The 15408-nt window shown below is 40.7% G+C and carries 16 protein-coding genes and 1 pseudogene; 1 reads left to right on the top strand and 16 read right to left on the bottom strand.

Annotated elements, in window-relative coordinates:
- Positions 1 to 27: 27 nt before the first annotated feature.
- The 7 genes from I6E61_RS03435 to I6E61_RS03405 form a co-directional block, all read right to left on the bottom strand.
- Positions 28 to 1644, bottom strand: coding sequence for an NAD(P)/FAD-dependent oxidoreductase (locus I6E61_RS03435; RefSeq protein ID WP_197129833.1), 1617 nt, complete (start codon positions 1642 to 1644; stop codon positions 28 to 30).
- Between the two features lie 343 nt (positions 1645 to 1987).
- Positions 1988 to 2197, bottom strand: a complete 210-nt coding sequence (locus I6E61_RS03430; protein WP_197129830.1) for a hypothetical protein — start codon at positions 2195 to 2197, stop codon at positions 1988 to 1990.
- Between the two features lie 325 nt (positions 2198 to 2522).
- The gene (locus I6E61_RS03425; RefSeq protein WP_197129828.1) at positions 2523 to 2933 is read right to left on the bottom strand and encodes a hypothetical protein; all 411 of its coding nucleotides are present in this window, start codon (positions 2931 to 2933) and stop codon (positions 2523 to 2525) included.
- Positions 2934 to 2984: 51 nt separating this feature from the next.
- A complete protein-coding gene (locus I6E61_RS03420) occupies positions 2985 to 3224 on the bottom strand; it encodes a hypothetical protein (protein WP_197129824.1) in 240 nt (79 codons plus the stop codon).
- Positions 3225 to 3507: 283 nt separating this feature from the next.
- The gene (locus I6E61_RS03415) at positions 3508 to 4623 is read right to left on the bottom strand and encodes a hemagglutinin repeat-containing protein (protein ID WP_320158569.1); all 1116 of its coding nucleotides are present in this window, start codon (positions 4621 to 4623) and stop codon (positions 3508 to 3510) included.
- A gap of 76 nt (positions 4624 to 4699) precedes the next feature.
- Positions 4700 to 5167 carry a hypothetical protein gene (locus I6E61_RS03410; protein WP_197129819.1) on the bottom strand — a complete coding sequence of 156 codons (468 nt, stop codon included), beginning with the start codon at positions 5165 to 5167 and terminating at the stop codon, positions 4700 to 4702.
- 2 nt (positions 5168 to 5169) lie between these two features.
- Complete coding sequence (locus I6E61_RS03405; protein WP_197129809.1) at positions 5170 to 5508, bottom strand: hypothetical protein; 339 nt, start codon at positions 5506 to 5508, stop codon at positions 5170 to 5172.
- 504 nt (positions 5509 to 6012) lie between these two features.
- Between I6E61_RS03405 and I6E61_RS03400 the strand changes: the two genes are divergently transcribed.
- Positions 6013 to 6834: an alpha/beta fold hydrolase gene (locus tag I6E61_RS03400; protein ID WP_197129806.1), complete on the top strand. Its 822-nt coding sequence runs from the start codon at positions 6013 to 6015 to the stop codon at positions 6832 to 6834.
- Between the two features lie 307 nt (positions 6835 to 7141).
- Here I6E61_RS03400 and I6E61_RS03395 read toward each other — a convergent pair whose 3' ends face one another.
- From I6E61_RS03395 to rutA, 9 genes and pseudogenes are all read right to left on the bottom strand, one after another.
- Positions 7142 to 7738 carry a malonic semialdehyde reductase gene (locus tag I6E61_RS03395; protein ID WP_197129803.1) on the bottom strand — a complete coding sequence of 199 codons (597 nt, stop codon included), beginning with the start codon at positions 7736 to 7738 and terminating at the stop codon, positions 7142 to 7144.
- Between the two features lie 18 nt (positions 7739 to 7756).
- Positions 7757 to 8533 carry a pyrimidine utilization protein D gene (rutD, locus tag I6E61_RS03390; protein WP_197129800.1) on the bottom strand — a complete coding sequence of 259 codons (777 nt, stop codon included), beginning with the start codon at positions 8531 to 8533 and terminating at the stop codon, positions 7757 to 7759.
- 156 nt (positions 8534 to 8689) lie between these two features.
- Positions 8690 to 9316: pseudogene (gene ribB / locus I6E61_RS03385) on the bottom strand (3,4-dihydroxy-2-butanone-4-phosphate synthase); the annotation flags it as partial.
- 109 nt (positions 9317 to 9425) lie between these two features.
- Positions 9426 to 10925, bottom strand: a complete 1500-nt coding sequence (locus tag I6E61_RS03380) for a CoA-acylating methylmalonate-semialdehyde dehydrogenase (protein ID WP_197129795.1) — start codon at positions 10923 to 10925, stop codon at positions 9426 to 9428.
- 40 nt (positions 10926 to 10965) lie between these two features.
- The gene (locus I6E61_RS03375) at positions 10966 to 12324 is read right to left on the bottom strand and encodes a solute carrier family 23 protein (RefSeq protein WP_197129791.1); all 1359 of its coding nucleotides are present in this window, start codon (positions 12322 to 12324) and stop codon (positions 10966 to 10968) included.
- Between the two features lie 33 nt (positions 12325 to 12357).
- Positions 12358 to 12939: an NADH-dependent FMN reductase RutF gene (gene rutF, locus I6E61_RS03370; protein WP_197129788.1), complete on the bottom strand. Its 582-nt coding sequence runs from the start codon at positions 12937 to 12939 to the stop codon at positions 12358 to 12360.
- A gap of 132 nt (positions 12940 to 13071) precedes the next feature.
- Positions 13072 to 13455, bottom strand: a complete 384-nt coding sequence (gene rutC / locus I6E61_RS03365; protein ID WP_197129784.1) for a pyrimidine utilization protein C — start codon at positions 13453 to 13455, stop codon at positions 13072 to 13074.
- 75 nt (positions 13456 to 13530) lie between these two features.
- Complete coding sequence (gene rutB, locus I6E61_RS03360; RefSeq protein ID WP_197129781.1) at positions 13531 to 14250, bottom strand: pyrimidine utilization protein B; 720 nt, start codon at positions 14248 to 14250, stop codon at positions 13531 to 13533.
- Positions 14251 to 14264: 14 nt separating this feature from the next.
- Entirely contained in the window at positions 14265 to 15368 is a 1104-nt protein-coding gene (gene rutA / locus I6E61_RS03355; protein ID WP_197129778.1) for a pyrimidine utilization protein A, read from the bottom strand.
- Positions 15369 to 15408 lie beyond the last annotated feature (40 nt).

Below are 15408 nucleotides of genomic sequence, written 5' to 3'. Positions count from 1 at the left end.
TGCTCCAATAACTGCCGAAAGCCGCTCTCACTCTATGTTCAACATCGATTTTGCCACAGCTTCGGCCACTTTAATGCCATCAATCCCTGCGGATAATATCCCACCTGCATAGCCAGCGCCTTCGCCTGCCGGGAATAAGCCTTTGGTGTTAATGCTTTGGAATTCTTTGTTGCGTTTAATGCTGATTGGTGATGATGTTCTGGTTTCTACGCCAGTGAGTAACCCATCGTCAGATGAAAATCCTTTGATCTTTTTATTAAATGCTGGAATGGCTTCACGTATGGCATCTACGGCAAAGTCTGGCAGTGCTTTGCTTAAGTCGGTTAAGGTAATGCCCGGTGTGTAAGACGGTTTTACATCGCCTAATTCTGATTCTGGTTTGCCTTTTAAGAAATCACCAATGGTTTGCGCTGGTGCACTGTAGTCTTTGCCGCCCAATTCAAACGCTAAGGTTTCTAGTTGTCTTTGTAAGTCAATACCAGCAAGAGGATGGTTTGGGTAATCTCGCTCTGGGTCAATGCCTACAACAATAGCACTGTTGGCGTTACGCTCGTTCCTTGAATATTGGCTCATGCCGTTAGTGACAACACGGCCTTCTTCTGATGCGGCGGCAACCACGGTTCCGCCTGGACACATACAGAAGCTATAGACAGAACGACCATTTTTACAATGATGCACCAGTTTGTAATCCGCAGCGCCAAGTATCTCGTTTCCAGCATTGTCACCAAAACGTGCTTGGTCTATGGTTGACTGTTTATGTTCAATCCTAAAGCCAATTGAAAAAGGCTTTGCTTCAACATACACGCCTTTATCATGGATCATTTGGAAGGTATCACGGGCGCTATGACCAACAGCAAGAACAACATGGCTAGTTTTTAAGGTTTCGCCACTATTAAGTGTCACGCCAGTTACTTTTGAGTCAGTGATATGCAGGTCATCTACGCGAGTAGCAAAACGGACTTCCCCACCGAGCGCTATGATCTCGGCACGCATTTTTTCTACCATGGTGACTAACTTATAAGTACCTATGTGCGGTTTACTAACAAATAAAATCTCATCTGGTGCGCCAGCTTTTACAAACTCTGTCATTACTTTACGGCCGTAATGATTTGGATCTTTCACTTGGCTATATAATTTACCGTCGGAAAAGGTACCTGCTCCACCTTCACCGAATTGCACGTTTGATTCAGTGTTTAATTTACGCTGACGCCAAAAGCCAAAGGTGTCTTTGGTACGTTGTCTTACTTCATTACCGCGTTCAATGATAATAGGTTTAAAACCCATTTGAGCCAGGGTAAGTGCTGCTAATAAACCACAAGGACCAAAACCAATAACGACAGGACGCTCAGTTAAATTCTCTGGCGCTTGGCCTACATATTTGTAGCTGGTATCTGGTGTTGCCTTAACATGGTTGTCGGACTCAAATTGAACCAGTAAATCATTGGTTAAATCTGTGTCGGTCAGTGTGATGTCTAGCGTATAAATTAATTGGATATTTCTTTTATTACGGGCATCATAACCACGTTTAAACATCACAAATGACGCCATTTGCTCAGCAGAAATTTTAAGTTTTGTCGTTATAGCAGTCGTTAGATCTTCAGGTGCATGATTTAATGGCAATTTAATTTCAGTTAAACGTATCATTGGTTACTCATAAACTAGTGTAGAAAACAGTCTCGCATTTTACTGGTACTGATACAAATAAGCGAATAAATATTTTACTTACGCAGGGTAAATTTACGAATTTGTCTTAGATCTCTTGCAAGAGTAGCAGTTTATTGTCTTCCACTAACGGAGTCACGAAAGTTAACGATGACTTATACAAGAGGTCTAATATCTTGGCAATTTTTGGTTGATATTTAAGTCGTTATCAATGTCTAAGGTAGTGGTGTCGCCGACGTTGATTTAGCTGTTAGCGTAAGGACATGAAAAATCGTAGCTTTTAGTTAAATCAAGATTAATTTATAAAGTTATAGGCTAAAATCAATTAATCATTATTGTCATTCATTGATGTTGTTACAGTAGTTGGCAGAGTAGCTAGAATGTCCTCATAATCGTTTATACTAAGCATGCCACCTGCTACCAATCCAAATAAATAGCCTTGCCAAAGTATTGAACCTTGACGGGGGTTGTTGCTGAGTTCTAAATATTCAGGAATTTCTTCTTGAAAATCTTTTTTACTATACTTAAATGCCATAAAACCTCCTTAAAATTGAAACAATTAGTTAATCAGGTTCTATATCTGAGGGTTCCCCTAATAAAAAGTCATAACACTCTTTGTTTCCGACTTGCGGCAAAATATTATATAGCTCATTATCACCTTCAATTAGGCTGAATTCTAATAAAGCATATAAATAACCCTACCAAAACAACGCTGTATCATTGCAAAAATCATCTCGCCCCATTTGTTTTTTTAGCATTATTTTAATATTTTCAACATTCAAATTTTTATTTTCCATAATTATCTCTTTCAAAATTCGACAATGGAAATGACAAGGCTTTCAAGTAAAAAAACATCTTAATTACAAACAAGATATATTAAACCTATATTCCTCAGGTAAGTCTTTGGGGTACGTATCGGTATTGACACCCCAAGGAGATATTTCTAAATAAAAATCATTTATATTCCAAATACATAATTTGCACATGAAAATAACTTCTTTTAAATGATTTGTTATCTCAATATCGTGTGTAGATTCGCTTATTACTATTCTAATATCTTCAATAAGCTCTAACATATCTGAAACTGTTATCAAAATGGAAGGATCACAATCGTCCACGTACCTCAATACCTTAAATTTTTCTCCATCATTTTCCCTTTCTAAAAAATTATCGTTTCTCAAGTGTTCAGAGCGGTAAACTACTCTATTATGCCTGTCTGCTGCTCCTAGATCATCTTGAGATATTTTCTTATAAACGCTGAGAAACTGCATGATTTACTCACTCTATAATGTACTAGGGAAAGTATTAATTAGTTCCCCTTTTCATCCTAAACACCAAGCAATTAGTCTGTCAATAATTTCAATACATTCCTCTTGAGGTAATATGAATTCATCCATATCCATTGCTATTAAGCTGTGTAGATCACTCTGAAGTTCATAAGGTATCTCACTAGAGTAATCAAGTAAAAGCTTCATAGCTTGTATTGATACCTTAGTAGGTTGGTAATCAGTCAATATTTGTTTTTTTATTCCCAACAATTCGATTTTGATAATTTCGTTCATGTTCTCACCTTTAAACTAGTCTTCGTAAACACAATTCATTTAACAACCGAGCTCTTTGCCTGTCGGTGGCTAATGTTGCCCTGTAGCTTGCTGTCCATTAATTGATTTCGGGTTAACTCTAATAACTTCACCTTTATGGTTGTAGCTTTCCATCCACTGCCTAACAAAACCTGTTTTAGGATTATGCTCAGTGACAAAAGATGCTCCTCTAGTATTACCTGATGTACTTGCAGGCTTCTCTTTTGTGTAATATCTTACACGTCCATCAGGTAGCGTTTTACTTTTACTTGCTGCGTTTTGAGCATTTTGAAGTGCTGAAAGTTTTGCTTTTAATGCGGCTTGAGTCTTTAGTACCATAGAGGAATTGAGATAAGAGAGGCGCGGTAGCTTCACCTGCACCAGCTGAAACACCACCAGTCACTGCATCATTACCAGTTGCATAACTGATAGCTGCACCTAATACACCAAAAGGACTCGCTGCTCTAGCAACATAACCTGTAGCGCCATTACTGTTAGGTCTATAGATAGCACCAGAGATGGCATCAAATAGTAAGCCTTGTCTTTTTAGCTCACTAGCAGCTAAAGCTTTTTCTTCTGCTAGATCAAAATTTCCATTGTTAAATGCTTCTTCCGCTTCATCACGCAGTTTCTGCTCTTTCTTATTAATTTCAGTCTTGACGTTACGACGCTCTTGATCAAAGGCTTGTGTAATCTGCGTCTGCGCCCCAAGCTCCTCATTCACTTGGTTGGCATCAAACACACTCTCAAGCTTACCGCCAAGTGCTTCACGGTTCTCAGTGGTGAGTATGCCTTGTGGATCATTGTAGCCACTGACACCACCTTTGGTGATACTGCTATCACTGTCACTATCTGTGCCGTAGCCAATGCCGTTCATGGTGGCTTGTGGTTTACCGGTGGTATTACCAATGCTTAGACCAATTGATAATGCCTCACCTTCATAACTCGTGGTATTTTTAATATCTTGTGAGCTAACACCTTGTTTAAAGACGATGTTGCTTTTGTCATTGGTTTGAGCTTCTTTTGAGGTGACAAACATACCACCTTTGAAGGTGCCTTTGCCTTCAGCGACAAGGTCGGCTTCGTTGGAGAAAATACCAGATTGTTCATTGACGATCTTAGAGTCAGCATTGACCGATAGGCTAGAACCTGTACCTTTGGCAAGATCAAGATCTGCACTAAAGCCCATGTTCTTTTGGTCGCTGTCATAAGTAGCGGTGTCTTGTAGCGATTCGATGTTGACGTTACCACCAATAGTACCTTGCGCTCTATTCGTGTTAATCACGCCGCCTTTGATAGTCAGGTCATTGCCGATGTCAAGGGTTGTGGTGCCGCCCACGTTGATTTGGCTGTTGGCATAGAAAAGGCTACGATTCTTTATGAATCGTAGCCTTTGATTAGCCTGAGTTTATTTTTTCAAGTGTCTAAAAATATCAATGAACGGCTATCTTCTAATTCTAAACATCTAAGTATTTAGTCATATCAATTATAGGTTCACAGTAAGCAAACTCAGTATCTTCAAAAACTTCTTCGGCTTCTAGAACTAAACTTCTAGATTTACCATCTATGCGCCATGCAACAAAAAAACCAATAGGATTATCAGGAATATCAGGAATATCAATTTGAACATATATTTTTGAATCTAAATTGATAGAAATCATATGAAGCCATAGTAAAAATTCAGATCTTGACAGATCTATATTTTTAGAAAAATCAATACTTGAGCGAATCTTTATATCTTTGTATATATCAATATCCGAAATATTCCAAAAAATACTAGCTTTTTCATCATCTCCTTCGAGGTTTGAAAATAATTCAGAATTAATTACTATAGCAACTTTCAAATCATTAAACTTATCTAAAAATAATTTAATAAGCTCCTCAAAGTTGACTTCTTTTTCAAAATCAATATTTAAATATTTCATATTTATCTCAAGTTAGTTAGATTGTAAATTCCTACAGCTTCTTTAGAATCATTAGGGTTAAAAGCATCGCTTCTAGACATATTAGATCGATTTTTATCTATGTTTTCTTTGTCTCTCATAATTTGTTTTAAGTTGTGATACTCTCCTCTGCTCAACGTAAAAATCTCATTAGCATTATTAGAGCTGACTGGAATCAACTGATTGCCTCCATCTCCATGTCTTGTATATGTTCTACCATTGACTTCAATTTTTAAATCGCTAACTGGCGTTCCTAAACCATTCTTAATATCCTGTACATCTTTAGCTATATCAACTGTTTGATTATTAATAACAGTATTCACTACTTTTTGTCCTTCCTTTTCAGCAGCTGATGTTCTATAGCTAATAAGATTTTTTATTACCTATTGCACGGTAGTTAACGATTAATAACGGTTGAGCTACAAACCTATAACGGCTGAAGCCATAATGCTTTTGTTATTAATGTATGATTAATATCACTTTCGTCAGGTTGGTTTATCTAACTTCAGTACGACCTTCAGTACAACAGTCTTTGGTACAGTCGCGTTATTTCAGTAAAACCATTGCATTAGACTTTTGACTAAGCGAGAAGAAGAAATAGTGTGATGAGACTAAGCTTCTTATAAATAAAGGTTCGTACACAGTTGGTGCTATCTTTGATAGCTGTGTTGTCGTTGATCACTGAGACCGCATACTTCCTGAAGAATTCCTTCACATTACTATTGTAACGTTGGGGCAGTTATTGGCTTATCTTAGCTAAAAAAATCTGTCTCTCTTTTTCATAGAATGATTTCACGATTATTAACATTCATCTTTAGGAGGATGCTATGAGCACTCAAATAACAGAAAACTATACTTACATTGATGGGCATAAGATTGCATTTTTGGAACAGGGTTCAGGCAGTCCAATAATCCTGCTGCACGGGATTCCAACCAATAGCCTCATGTGGCGAAATATTATTCCACAACTTGCAAAAACACATCGGGTCATCGCCCCCGACCTTCTCAATTATGGGAAATCTGAAAAACCAAAAAGTGCAGATGTATCCATTAATGCGCAAAGCAACATGATTGTGAAGCTCATGGATGTCTTAGGTGCACGGCAAGCAGATATTGTTGGGCATGACATTGGTGGAGGTGTTGCTCAGTTGATAGCTGTCAATTATCCAGAAAAAGTTCGAAAGCTTGTTTTGATAGATAGCATCTGCTTTGATTCATGGCCTATCCCAGATTTTGAGCCGCTACAGGAACCTGATGCTGAGTCGGAGATGAGTCTAGAGGACTTTTTAAGTATGATGCGAGGCTTCCTACCAAAAGGTGTATATGATAAGAGCGTCATGACAGATGAGCTTATTAAGATGTATCTCGAACCTTGGTCAACTGAAGATGGCAAGCATGCCTTTTTTCGCAATCTCAGACGGTTGAATAAAGAATATACTCAGGCCATTACTGACGAACTTAGCAACCTTCCGCATCAGACGTTCATCATGTGGGGTGATAAAGACCCTTTCCAGAAGCCGGAATATGCACCAAAGCTGGCAGAAGCGATTCCAAATGCAGAGCTTGTTTGGATTGAAGATGTCGCTCATTGGTTGATTGATGAGAAGCCTGATGAAATTGGTGAGCATATCAATCAGTTTCTAAGCTAGAACACGAGTGGTACGGAGACACATAACACAGCGCTGCATCGAACAGAAATGCTATATTACTGTTCGATGCAGCGTTTTTATTGTGCCGTTCGCCATTACAGTGAAGTAACCGTAGACATGTCTACGAAATGGACTTTCAACACTTCCGCAAAATACAGCTTGGCATAAAAGGCCATTAAGCCCATAGCTTATTCTTAGCATTGGCATCTGAATATGATAGAGCCAAAAACAGCTAATCCTTCACGTGTCATCAATTCAGTCTATTAATCCCGAAATCAAACAGTTCAGTAGATGAATAGATTCTTTCTTATAAGATCTGACAAGCCTCATCAAAGTCTAACCTTGGGAGACGGCTATACAATTGATCTTCTTGACCATAACCTATATTAATGAGTAAGTTTGAAGTCCATTTGCTATCTTTAAGAAAGGTATTATCCACCAATTCATTATTAAATCCAGACATAGGGCCAGTATCTAAACCCAAGGCTCTACAAGCCAAGATTAGATACGCCGCTTGCATAGAACTGTTTCTAAACGCCGTTTTTTGTATGAGTTCAGGGCTAGAGTTAAACCATGATCTGGCATCCGTATGTGGAAATAATTTAGGAAGTTGCTCATAGAATTCATTATCATGAGCAACAATCACTGTGATAGGTGCAGTCATTGTTTTTTCGATATTACCTGATGACAGTGCTGGCTCTAAGCGCGCTTTAGCGTCATCAGATCGGAGAAATACAAAACGTGCAGGTGAACAATTGGCCGAGGTAGGCGCCATTTTAACTAAATGATAGATCTCTTCAATTAGTGTATCTGGCACGTCTTTTTTTTGCCAAGCGTTGAAGGATCTGGCCTTACCAAACAGTTGATCTAGATCTTTTGGAGATAACGATAGGGAATCAGTCATAGTACGTCCTAATTGATATTAAATTTTAGATAAGAATTGAAGGATTTTGCTATTGGTTGAGCAGGTCTCTGTGATTGTACTGCCATGTCCACCCGTCAGCATTAACTCAAATTGGGCGTTTTGCATATTATCGGCTAAAGCCAGTCCGCGTTGCCATGGCACCAACACATCATCAAGATTGCTTAAAACCAACGTTTTGTTTTTGATATGCTTAGCATTTATTAGAGGTTGATAAGACTGCAAGGCTTTTAATCTCGTTAAGACGTTCTTAACAGGAGCAAAGTTAGCAATTGCTTTATCTTCTTTTTGCGTGAGTGCTTCTATGTTGTCTGATATCCATATAGGTGGGTACAAAAATATCGCTTGGGCGCGTACAAAGGCTTCTATACCTGTATTTTCTATCAAGCTTTGTCGCATGCTAAAACATTTAATAGTGTGAGGATCGAGGCTTTCCCACCCATTTAAGATGACCAGTTTATCTAACAACTCTGGCGCTTTATAAGCGACTTCCATACCGATAAATCCGCCAAGCGCGTGACCGACGAAATGATAATTAGACAGCCCTTCTTGTTTTAATATTTCAATTAATTGATCCGCTAAATCTTGCATGGAGTAGTCATCGGGTAAGAGATCGCTATCAGGCGATACCCCCTCTTGTTCATAGCAAATCACATTATAATGCTCGGTAAAACACTCAATTTGAGGTAACCAAAAATCAGCATGCCCGCCTAAACCTGAACTAAATACGATCGTTTCTGTCGTGTCGTTCTTACAAGGATATTTTTTAACTAACATAGGGTTTCATCCAATTTTAGTAAATTTCAAATTGCGGTAAAAGTATCTAATAGCTTATAAAATCAAGTTAAATTAAATTTACTAAATCAATTCAACGGTACGCTCATCGCTTTCATCATATTCATACGTTACGGTTTCTTCGAAATTTTCGATTTTATCTATATTTTCAACGGTCTCTTGAGATTTAATATATTTAATTAACGCGTCTATGGTGCCGACCTTTAGATTATGAGTATCGGCGAATTTCATCAGATCATTTCTACGAGCCATTTCACCATCTTGGTTGATGATTTCTACAATAACCGCAGCAGGTTCTAAACCAGCCAGTCTCGTTAGGTCACAACCTGCCTCAGTATGTCCAGCGCGTTCTAGAACACCACCTTCTTTAGCCACTAATGGAAAAATATGCCCTGGGGTTACAACATCATCAAAGGTAACGTCTTGGGACACGGCAGTTCTAATGGTCTGAGCTCTGTCTGCCGTTGATATTCCGGTACTTACCCCTTCTGCTGCATCAATGGAAACGGTGAAATTTGTACTGTAAGGTGCTTGGTTGTCTTTGCACATGAGAGGTAGTTTTAATTTTTTGCAACGCTCGGAGGTCAAGGTCAAACAAACCAAACCTCTGGCATGTGTGATCATAAAGTTAATATCATCAGGTTTGGCCAAACTGGCTGCCATAATCAGGTCACCTTCATTTTCCCGATCCTCATCATCCATGATTATGACCATCTTGCCTGCTTTAATATCTTCAATGATTTCTGGTATTGTATTGATATTCATAAAATCCACCATTTGCATTTATATTTGCTTTTGTATGTTGTTATGTAGAGCCTGTTGTCAATTAATCACACGCTCTACATAACGTCCTACGTTTGATACGGCCGTATCGCTACTTCATAGAGATAGTAGTATTTACGCCTTCACTAGCATCTTCATCAAACCAACGTGATATCACCGTTTTAGTCTGTGTATAAAACTGTACCGCTTGCTTACCATAAGGACCTAAGTCACCGAGCTTACTGGCTCTAGACCCTGTAAACGAAAACATCGGTAGCGGTACTGGAATTGGCAAGTTAATACCAACTTGTCCAACATCGATATCTTGTTGGAACTTGTGTGCATGGGCGCCAGACTGGGTAAAAATGGCAGTGCCATTACCATTTGGATTGGTATTGATAATCTCAATGGCTTCCTCAAGCGTGTCGGCATACATAATGCATAGGACAGGACCAAAGATCTCTTCGGTATAGCAGCTCATATCAGTGGTTACATGATCTAAGATGGTTGGACCAACAAAGTTACCCTCTTCATAACCTTCTACCTGACAACCGCGCCCATCTAGTCTTAGATGCGCACCTTCATCTATACCAGCTTGGATTAAGCGCTCGACACGGGCTTTGGCTTGCTTAGATATTAGCGGACCTAAGTCTTTGTCATCCTTGCCAGCGGCAACGACTAGCTGTGCTGATTTTTCTACAATTTCATCAACCCACTGTTTAGATTCCCCAACCAACACCACGACAGACAGTGCCATGCATCGCTGACCTGCTGCACCAAATGCTGCACCTGCCAACTGATTCAGACTTTGTTCTTTATTGGCATCAGGCATGATAACGGCATGGTTTTTCGCACCCATCATACATTGCACACGTTTGCCAGCCTGACCTGCACGGTCATATACGTGCTTACCAACTGCTGTTGAACCAACGAAAGATATCGCTTTTATGTCAGGGTGGTCGCACAGCGCATCCACTGTATCTTTACCACCATGAACGACACTTAACACCCCTTTTGGTATACCTGCTTCAAGGGCCAACTCGACCAATCTCATGGTAACGATTGGATTTTGTTCAGAGGGTTTTAAGATGAATGTGTTGCCTGTGGCGATGGCCATTGGAAACATCCATAGGGGTATCATGGCAGGAAAGTTAAAGGGGGTAATACCTGCACAGACACCTATTGGCTGCTGAACGGTATACATATCAACACTACTAGCGACGTTTTCAATGTAGCCCCCTTGTTGCAAGTTACCGATACCTGATGCGTGTTCTACGACCTCAAGACCTCTAAACACATCGCCTCTAGCATCTGCCAGTGTCTTACCTTGTTCTTCCGTCAGTAGCGCCGCCAGTTCATCCATATGTTCACGTATCAGTTGTTGATACTTTAGAAACACACGCGCTCTTTTGCTGATGGGTGTGATACGCCAGCTCTTAAAAGCCTCAGCGGCCATTTTGATGGCTTGATCAATTTCCTCAGGTGTTGATTGTGGTACCTTGGCGATAACTTCTTGAGTGGCTGGATTGGTGATATCAATCCATTCTGTGGTAGTCGATTCAGTAAATTCGCCGTTTATCAATTGTTGTACGTTGCGTAGTTCTGCAGTCATGACACGATTCCTTAAGGTAATATCAAATAGGTGTTTAAATTTATGTATTGAGCTTCAAGAGCGGCTCTGATGTAACGACTTCTTTATCAGTGGTCACGCTCATTTCTTTTTGTTTGTTTTTAAAATTAAAAACGAGATTCATAAGAATGGCTAAAAAAGTAGCGGTACCGATACCACCTAAATCAAAGCCAGCAATGTTTAGTGAATAATTGCCAGTGCCTAGGATGACTGGAACGGCGGCTACCAACATATTGCCATTCTTACTAAAATCAATTTTTGCATTCATCCAAATACGTGCGCCGGCGATCGTAATCAAACCGAAGACAACGATGGAAGCACCTGTCAAAATGGCAACAGGAATGGTACTGATCAAGGTGCCAAACTTAGGGGATAAGCCCAATAGAATGGCGAAGACACCTGCTATGACAAAGACGACTGTAGAGTAAATTTTAGTCGCTGCCATGACGCCGATGTTTTCTGCATAGGTCGTCATACCAGTGCCGCCTACCGAAGCCGAAAGCGTGGTACAAAGGCCATCAGCAAAGAACGCTCTACCCATATAAGGCGAGATACTTTTGCCAGTCATGGCCTCTACTGCTTTGAAATGCCCAAGGTTTTCAGCGATCAAGATGATAAAGACGGGTGCGATGACTAATATGGCACTGGTCTCAAAGACAGGAGAATATAGTGTTGGCAGACCGAACCAGGCAGCATTCGCAATTGGACTAAAATCGATAGGCTTGCCCATACCCATTACATTCGTTAATAGGAAATAAATAAAATATGCAGCGACTAGTCCTATTAACAGTAGCAAGCGTCTGACCATACCTTTGGTGAATACGGCGACTGAACAGATACACAACACGGTGACCAACGCCATCCAAGAATCAAAGCTACTGCCGATGACGCTCTGTATGGTGACAGGCGCTAAGTTCAACCCGATAATCATCACAATGGACCCAGTGACCACAGGTGGCATCAAATTCTCAATCCACCCTGCACCTGTCTTCATCACCAGCAGACCCATCAATGCGTATAAGACCCCGCAGACCAGTGTGCCCCCAAGCGCAATGCCAATATTTGGATTGATACCAGTGCCGCTATAGCCTGTTACTGCTGCTACTGCCCCGATAAAGGCAAAGCTTGAGCCTAAATAACTTGGTACGTGACCGCCAGTAATCAGAAAGAAAAGTATCGTACCTATACCAGTAATCAGCATGGTTAAGCTAGGATCGAATCCCATTAATAATGGGGCTAAGATTGTCGCACCGAACATTGCGAATGAGTGCTGTGCGCCTAACACCACACTTTTACCCATGGGTAGATACTCATTGATACCTACCGGCGTCGTTTCTAGGTTTCCAGTATAGGGACGCCATTTAACAAACCATTTATCCATTTTCAATATCCTTAAAAAGTAGAGGGATGATACTTAGTTCGTGCACTTACTTAATTGATGGTAGTCTCGATTGAAATAGATGAGACTTTCACAATCAGGCTTGTGTTTGATATCCAATACTTCACAAATAAGAATATCGTGAGTTCCCACCGAGCTAATGAGTTTGATCTTACAATCAAAAGAGATACTGGCATCTTCTAGTACAGGCGAGCCTGTCGACAGCGTAGACCAACTGCCTTGTTCAAACCTTTCTTCCAGAGATTTTTTACCCCCGAACACACCGCTTAGATCTTTATGTTCAAGAGCAAGTGTGTTGACGCATAGCACCATGTTTTCTTTAAAATAATGATAGACAGAAGCGCTTCTGTTTAAGCACACTAATAAGGTTGGTGGTGAGTCAGTGACACTACACACAGCAGAGGCGGTAAATCCTGCCCGCCCTGCCGGACCCTCAGTGGTGATAATGTTGACGGCGGCAGCCAAATTACTCATCGCATCTCTAAAAGATTGCTGCATGTCAGTTAAGTTTGCTGCCGTAGAGGTGAATGATTCTTTAGATTTATGTTTCATTAATGAGGATTGCGTTACTTGGCTTTCTTTAATTACTGTATTCATCTGTCATTTCCTTTTAAACAATATTCCGCCACATGTGTAGTTAACTAAAGCGCCCTACTACAGTTCAATGCTAGGGGATTCCATGTCAGGTAACTTTAAATTCACTAACTGCAGTCATTTTCAAACAGGTCTTTATCCAATGTGCGCTATGGACGCGATTTCAACTAAAGCGTCTGGTTTTACCAACCCGCATTGGATACAAAATCTTGCTGGCTTTTCATTGGGGAAAAATTCTGCATAGATTTGATTGACCGCGTCATAATCTGCCCAATCTTTTACAAAGATTGAATTAAATGTCACGTCATCCATATCGCCGCCAGCAGTTTGAATCACGTTTTTGATCGTCGTTAATACATGGCGAGTTTGGGCAGCGGCATCGCCCACATGTACGACATCGTTGTTTTCATCGAAAGGCAAAGTACCGGAGACATAAACGATGTTATCGGCCTTGGTAGCGGGTACATAAGGGGCTAATGGCTTGCTGGTACCTTCAGGGATAATCACTTGTTTAGACATATCTACATTCCTATTGCGGTTAGGTTAAGTATGAAAAGCATGGTTTAGGTTGCTAAAAACTGGCTAATTAAAACGTTAGCTATCTGTAAAACACTGCTGCATGCTTGCAACATCAGAGACCCAACCAAAAAAGGTTTTTACGTTATATAGTGTGGCCTCATGAGCCTCTACTGGTCCTGCCTGATAACAAGCGTCATCTAATAACACCCCAAAATACTCAAGAAAAAATCCATCTCGAAGCGTAGATTCAACACAGACGTTAGTCGCGATACCAGTGAGCAATAGATTACGTATACCCCGTGATCGCAATACACTATCAAAGTTGGTGTTCGCAAAGCCGCTATATCGAGGTTTGTCTATAACGATGTCTTGAGGCGCAGGGCTAAGCTCGTCGACCAACTCGTAATCCCAGCCCCCTTTTGCTAATAACGTTCCTTCAATTTCAGGATTCTTACGCATGGTTTTTAATGCGTTTGATTTGTGATAGTTGGGCGACCCACTACCACCAGCCTCCACATATTTATTGTCCCAGCCATTTCTAAAATAGATAACTTGTATGCCAGCTTGGTGCGCAATATCCACGGCTTGCTTAATTTTATCGATGACGGGTTTGGTCGTTGTGACATCAAACCCAGCCAAATCTAGATAACCGCCTTGACTGGCATAAGCATTTTGCATATCTACTACGATCAATGCCGTCTGGGAGGGATCTAGCTTGATAGGTTCAGGCAACGACTCTAAAACGGGAGAAGATTCCTTGGTAAAGTCTGCACAAATTGTATTAACCGAATTCATATCCACTCCTTTTATTAGGCTTCGCTGACAGCTTGACTGGCAACTGGGGTATCGACATTGATACGGCTCTTCATAAGGGGCTGAATCTTACTGCCAAAATCTTCAACACCTTGCACGAAGTCATCAAAAGTAAGTAAGACGCCATCAGTACCTTGTATCTCACCAACTTCGTCTAACATGCTGGCGACATTTTCAAAGGAGCCGACCAGCGTACCCATATTAATATTGACTGGTGAAACGCTTGAGGCCATATGGCGAATATTGGTATCTTTGCCCGATGTTTTGTCCTTACCGCCTTGTGACTGCAACCAATCAATGGCTTCAAAATCCGCACCTTCATTGTATGATTGCCATTTTGCTTGGGCTTTTTCATCGGTCTCATCTGCAATGACCATAAAGAGAACATAGGTCGGAACATTACGGCCCGTCTTATCCGTGTGTACCTTTAAGCGGTCATTGATACCGGCATAAGCGGTAGGTGTGTTTAGACCTTTACCAAAGACAAAGTTGTAATCAGCATGTTTTGCAGAAAATGCTAACCCTGTATCTGATTGACCCGCACAGATAATCTTCATATCTGCTTTTGGAATGGGCTTCACTTGACAGTCATCCATCTGGAAGAACTCACCCTTCAAATCAGATTGGCCTGTCGCCCACAAATCTCTTAAAATCTGGACATACTCAGATAGGTAGTCATAGCGCTTACCAAAATAATCATCGCCTGGCCACATTCCCATTTGTCCATATTCTGCTTCTTGCCAGCCAGTCACGACATTCAATCCAAAACGTCCGTTTGAGATACTATCAAGCGTCGATGCCATTCTTGCTACGATTGCAGGTGGCATGACCAACGTCGCCGATGTGGCATAGATTTTTATCTTGGACGTGACCGCAGCCAATCCTGCCATCAAAGTGAAGCTTTCAAGGTTATAATCCCAAAACTCCGTCTCCCCGCCAAAGCCGCGTAGCTTAATCATCGAGAGCGCAAAATCGAAACCATAGTGCTCAGCACGTTGCACAATTTGCTTATTAAGCTCAAATGTTGGCTTGTACTGCGGCGCGTTTTTTGAAATTAACCAGCCATTGTTGCCAATCGGACAAAAAATACCTATTTCCATAATTTCACCTATAAGTTTGAGGAAGAAAGAGCTATAAAAG

Source organism: Psychrobacter sp. NZS113, assembly GCF_015864825.1.
In the GTDB taxonomy this organism is placed as follows: Bacteria; Pseudomonadota; Gammaproteobacteria; order Pseudomonadales; family Moraxellaceae; genus Psychrobacter.
Note: the sequence above shows the minus strand (reverse complement) of the source record. Positions and strands in the feature narration are given on the sequence as shown.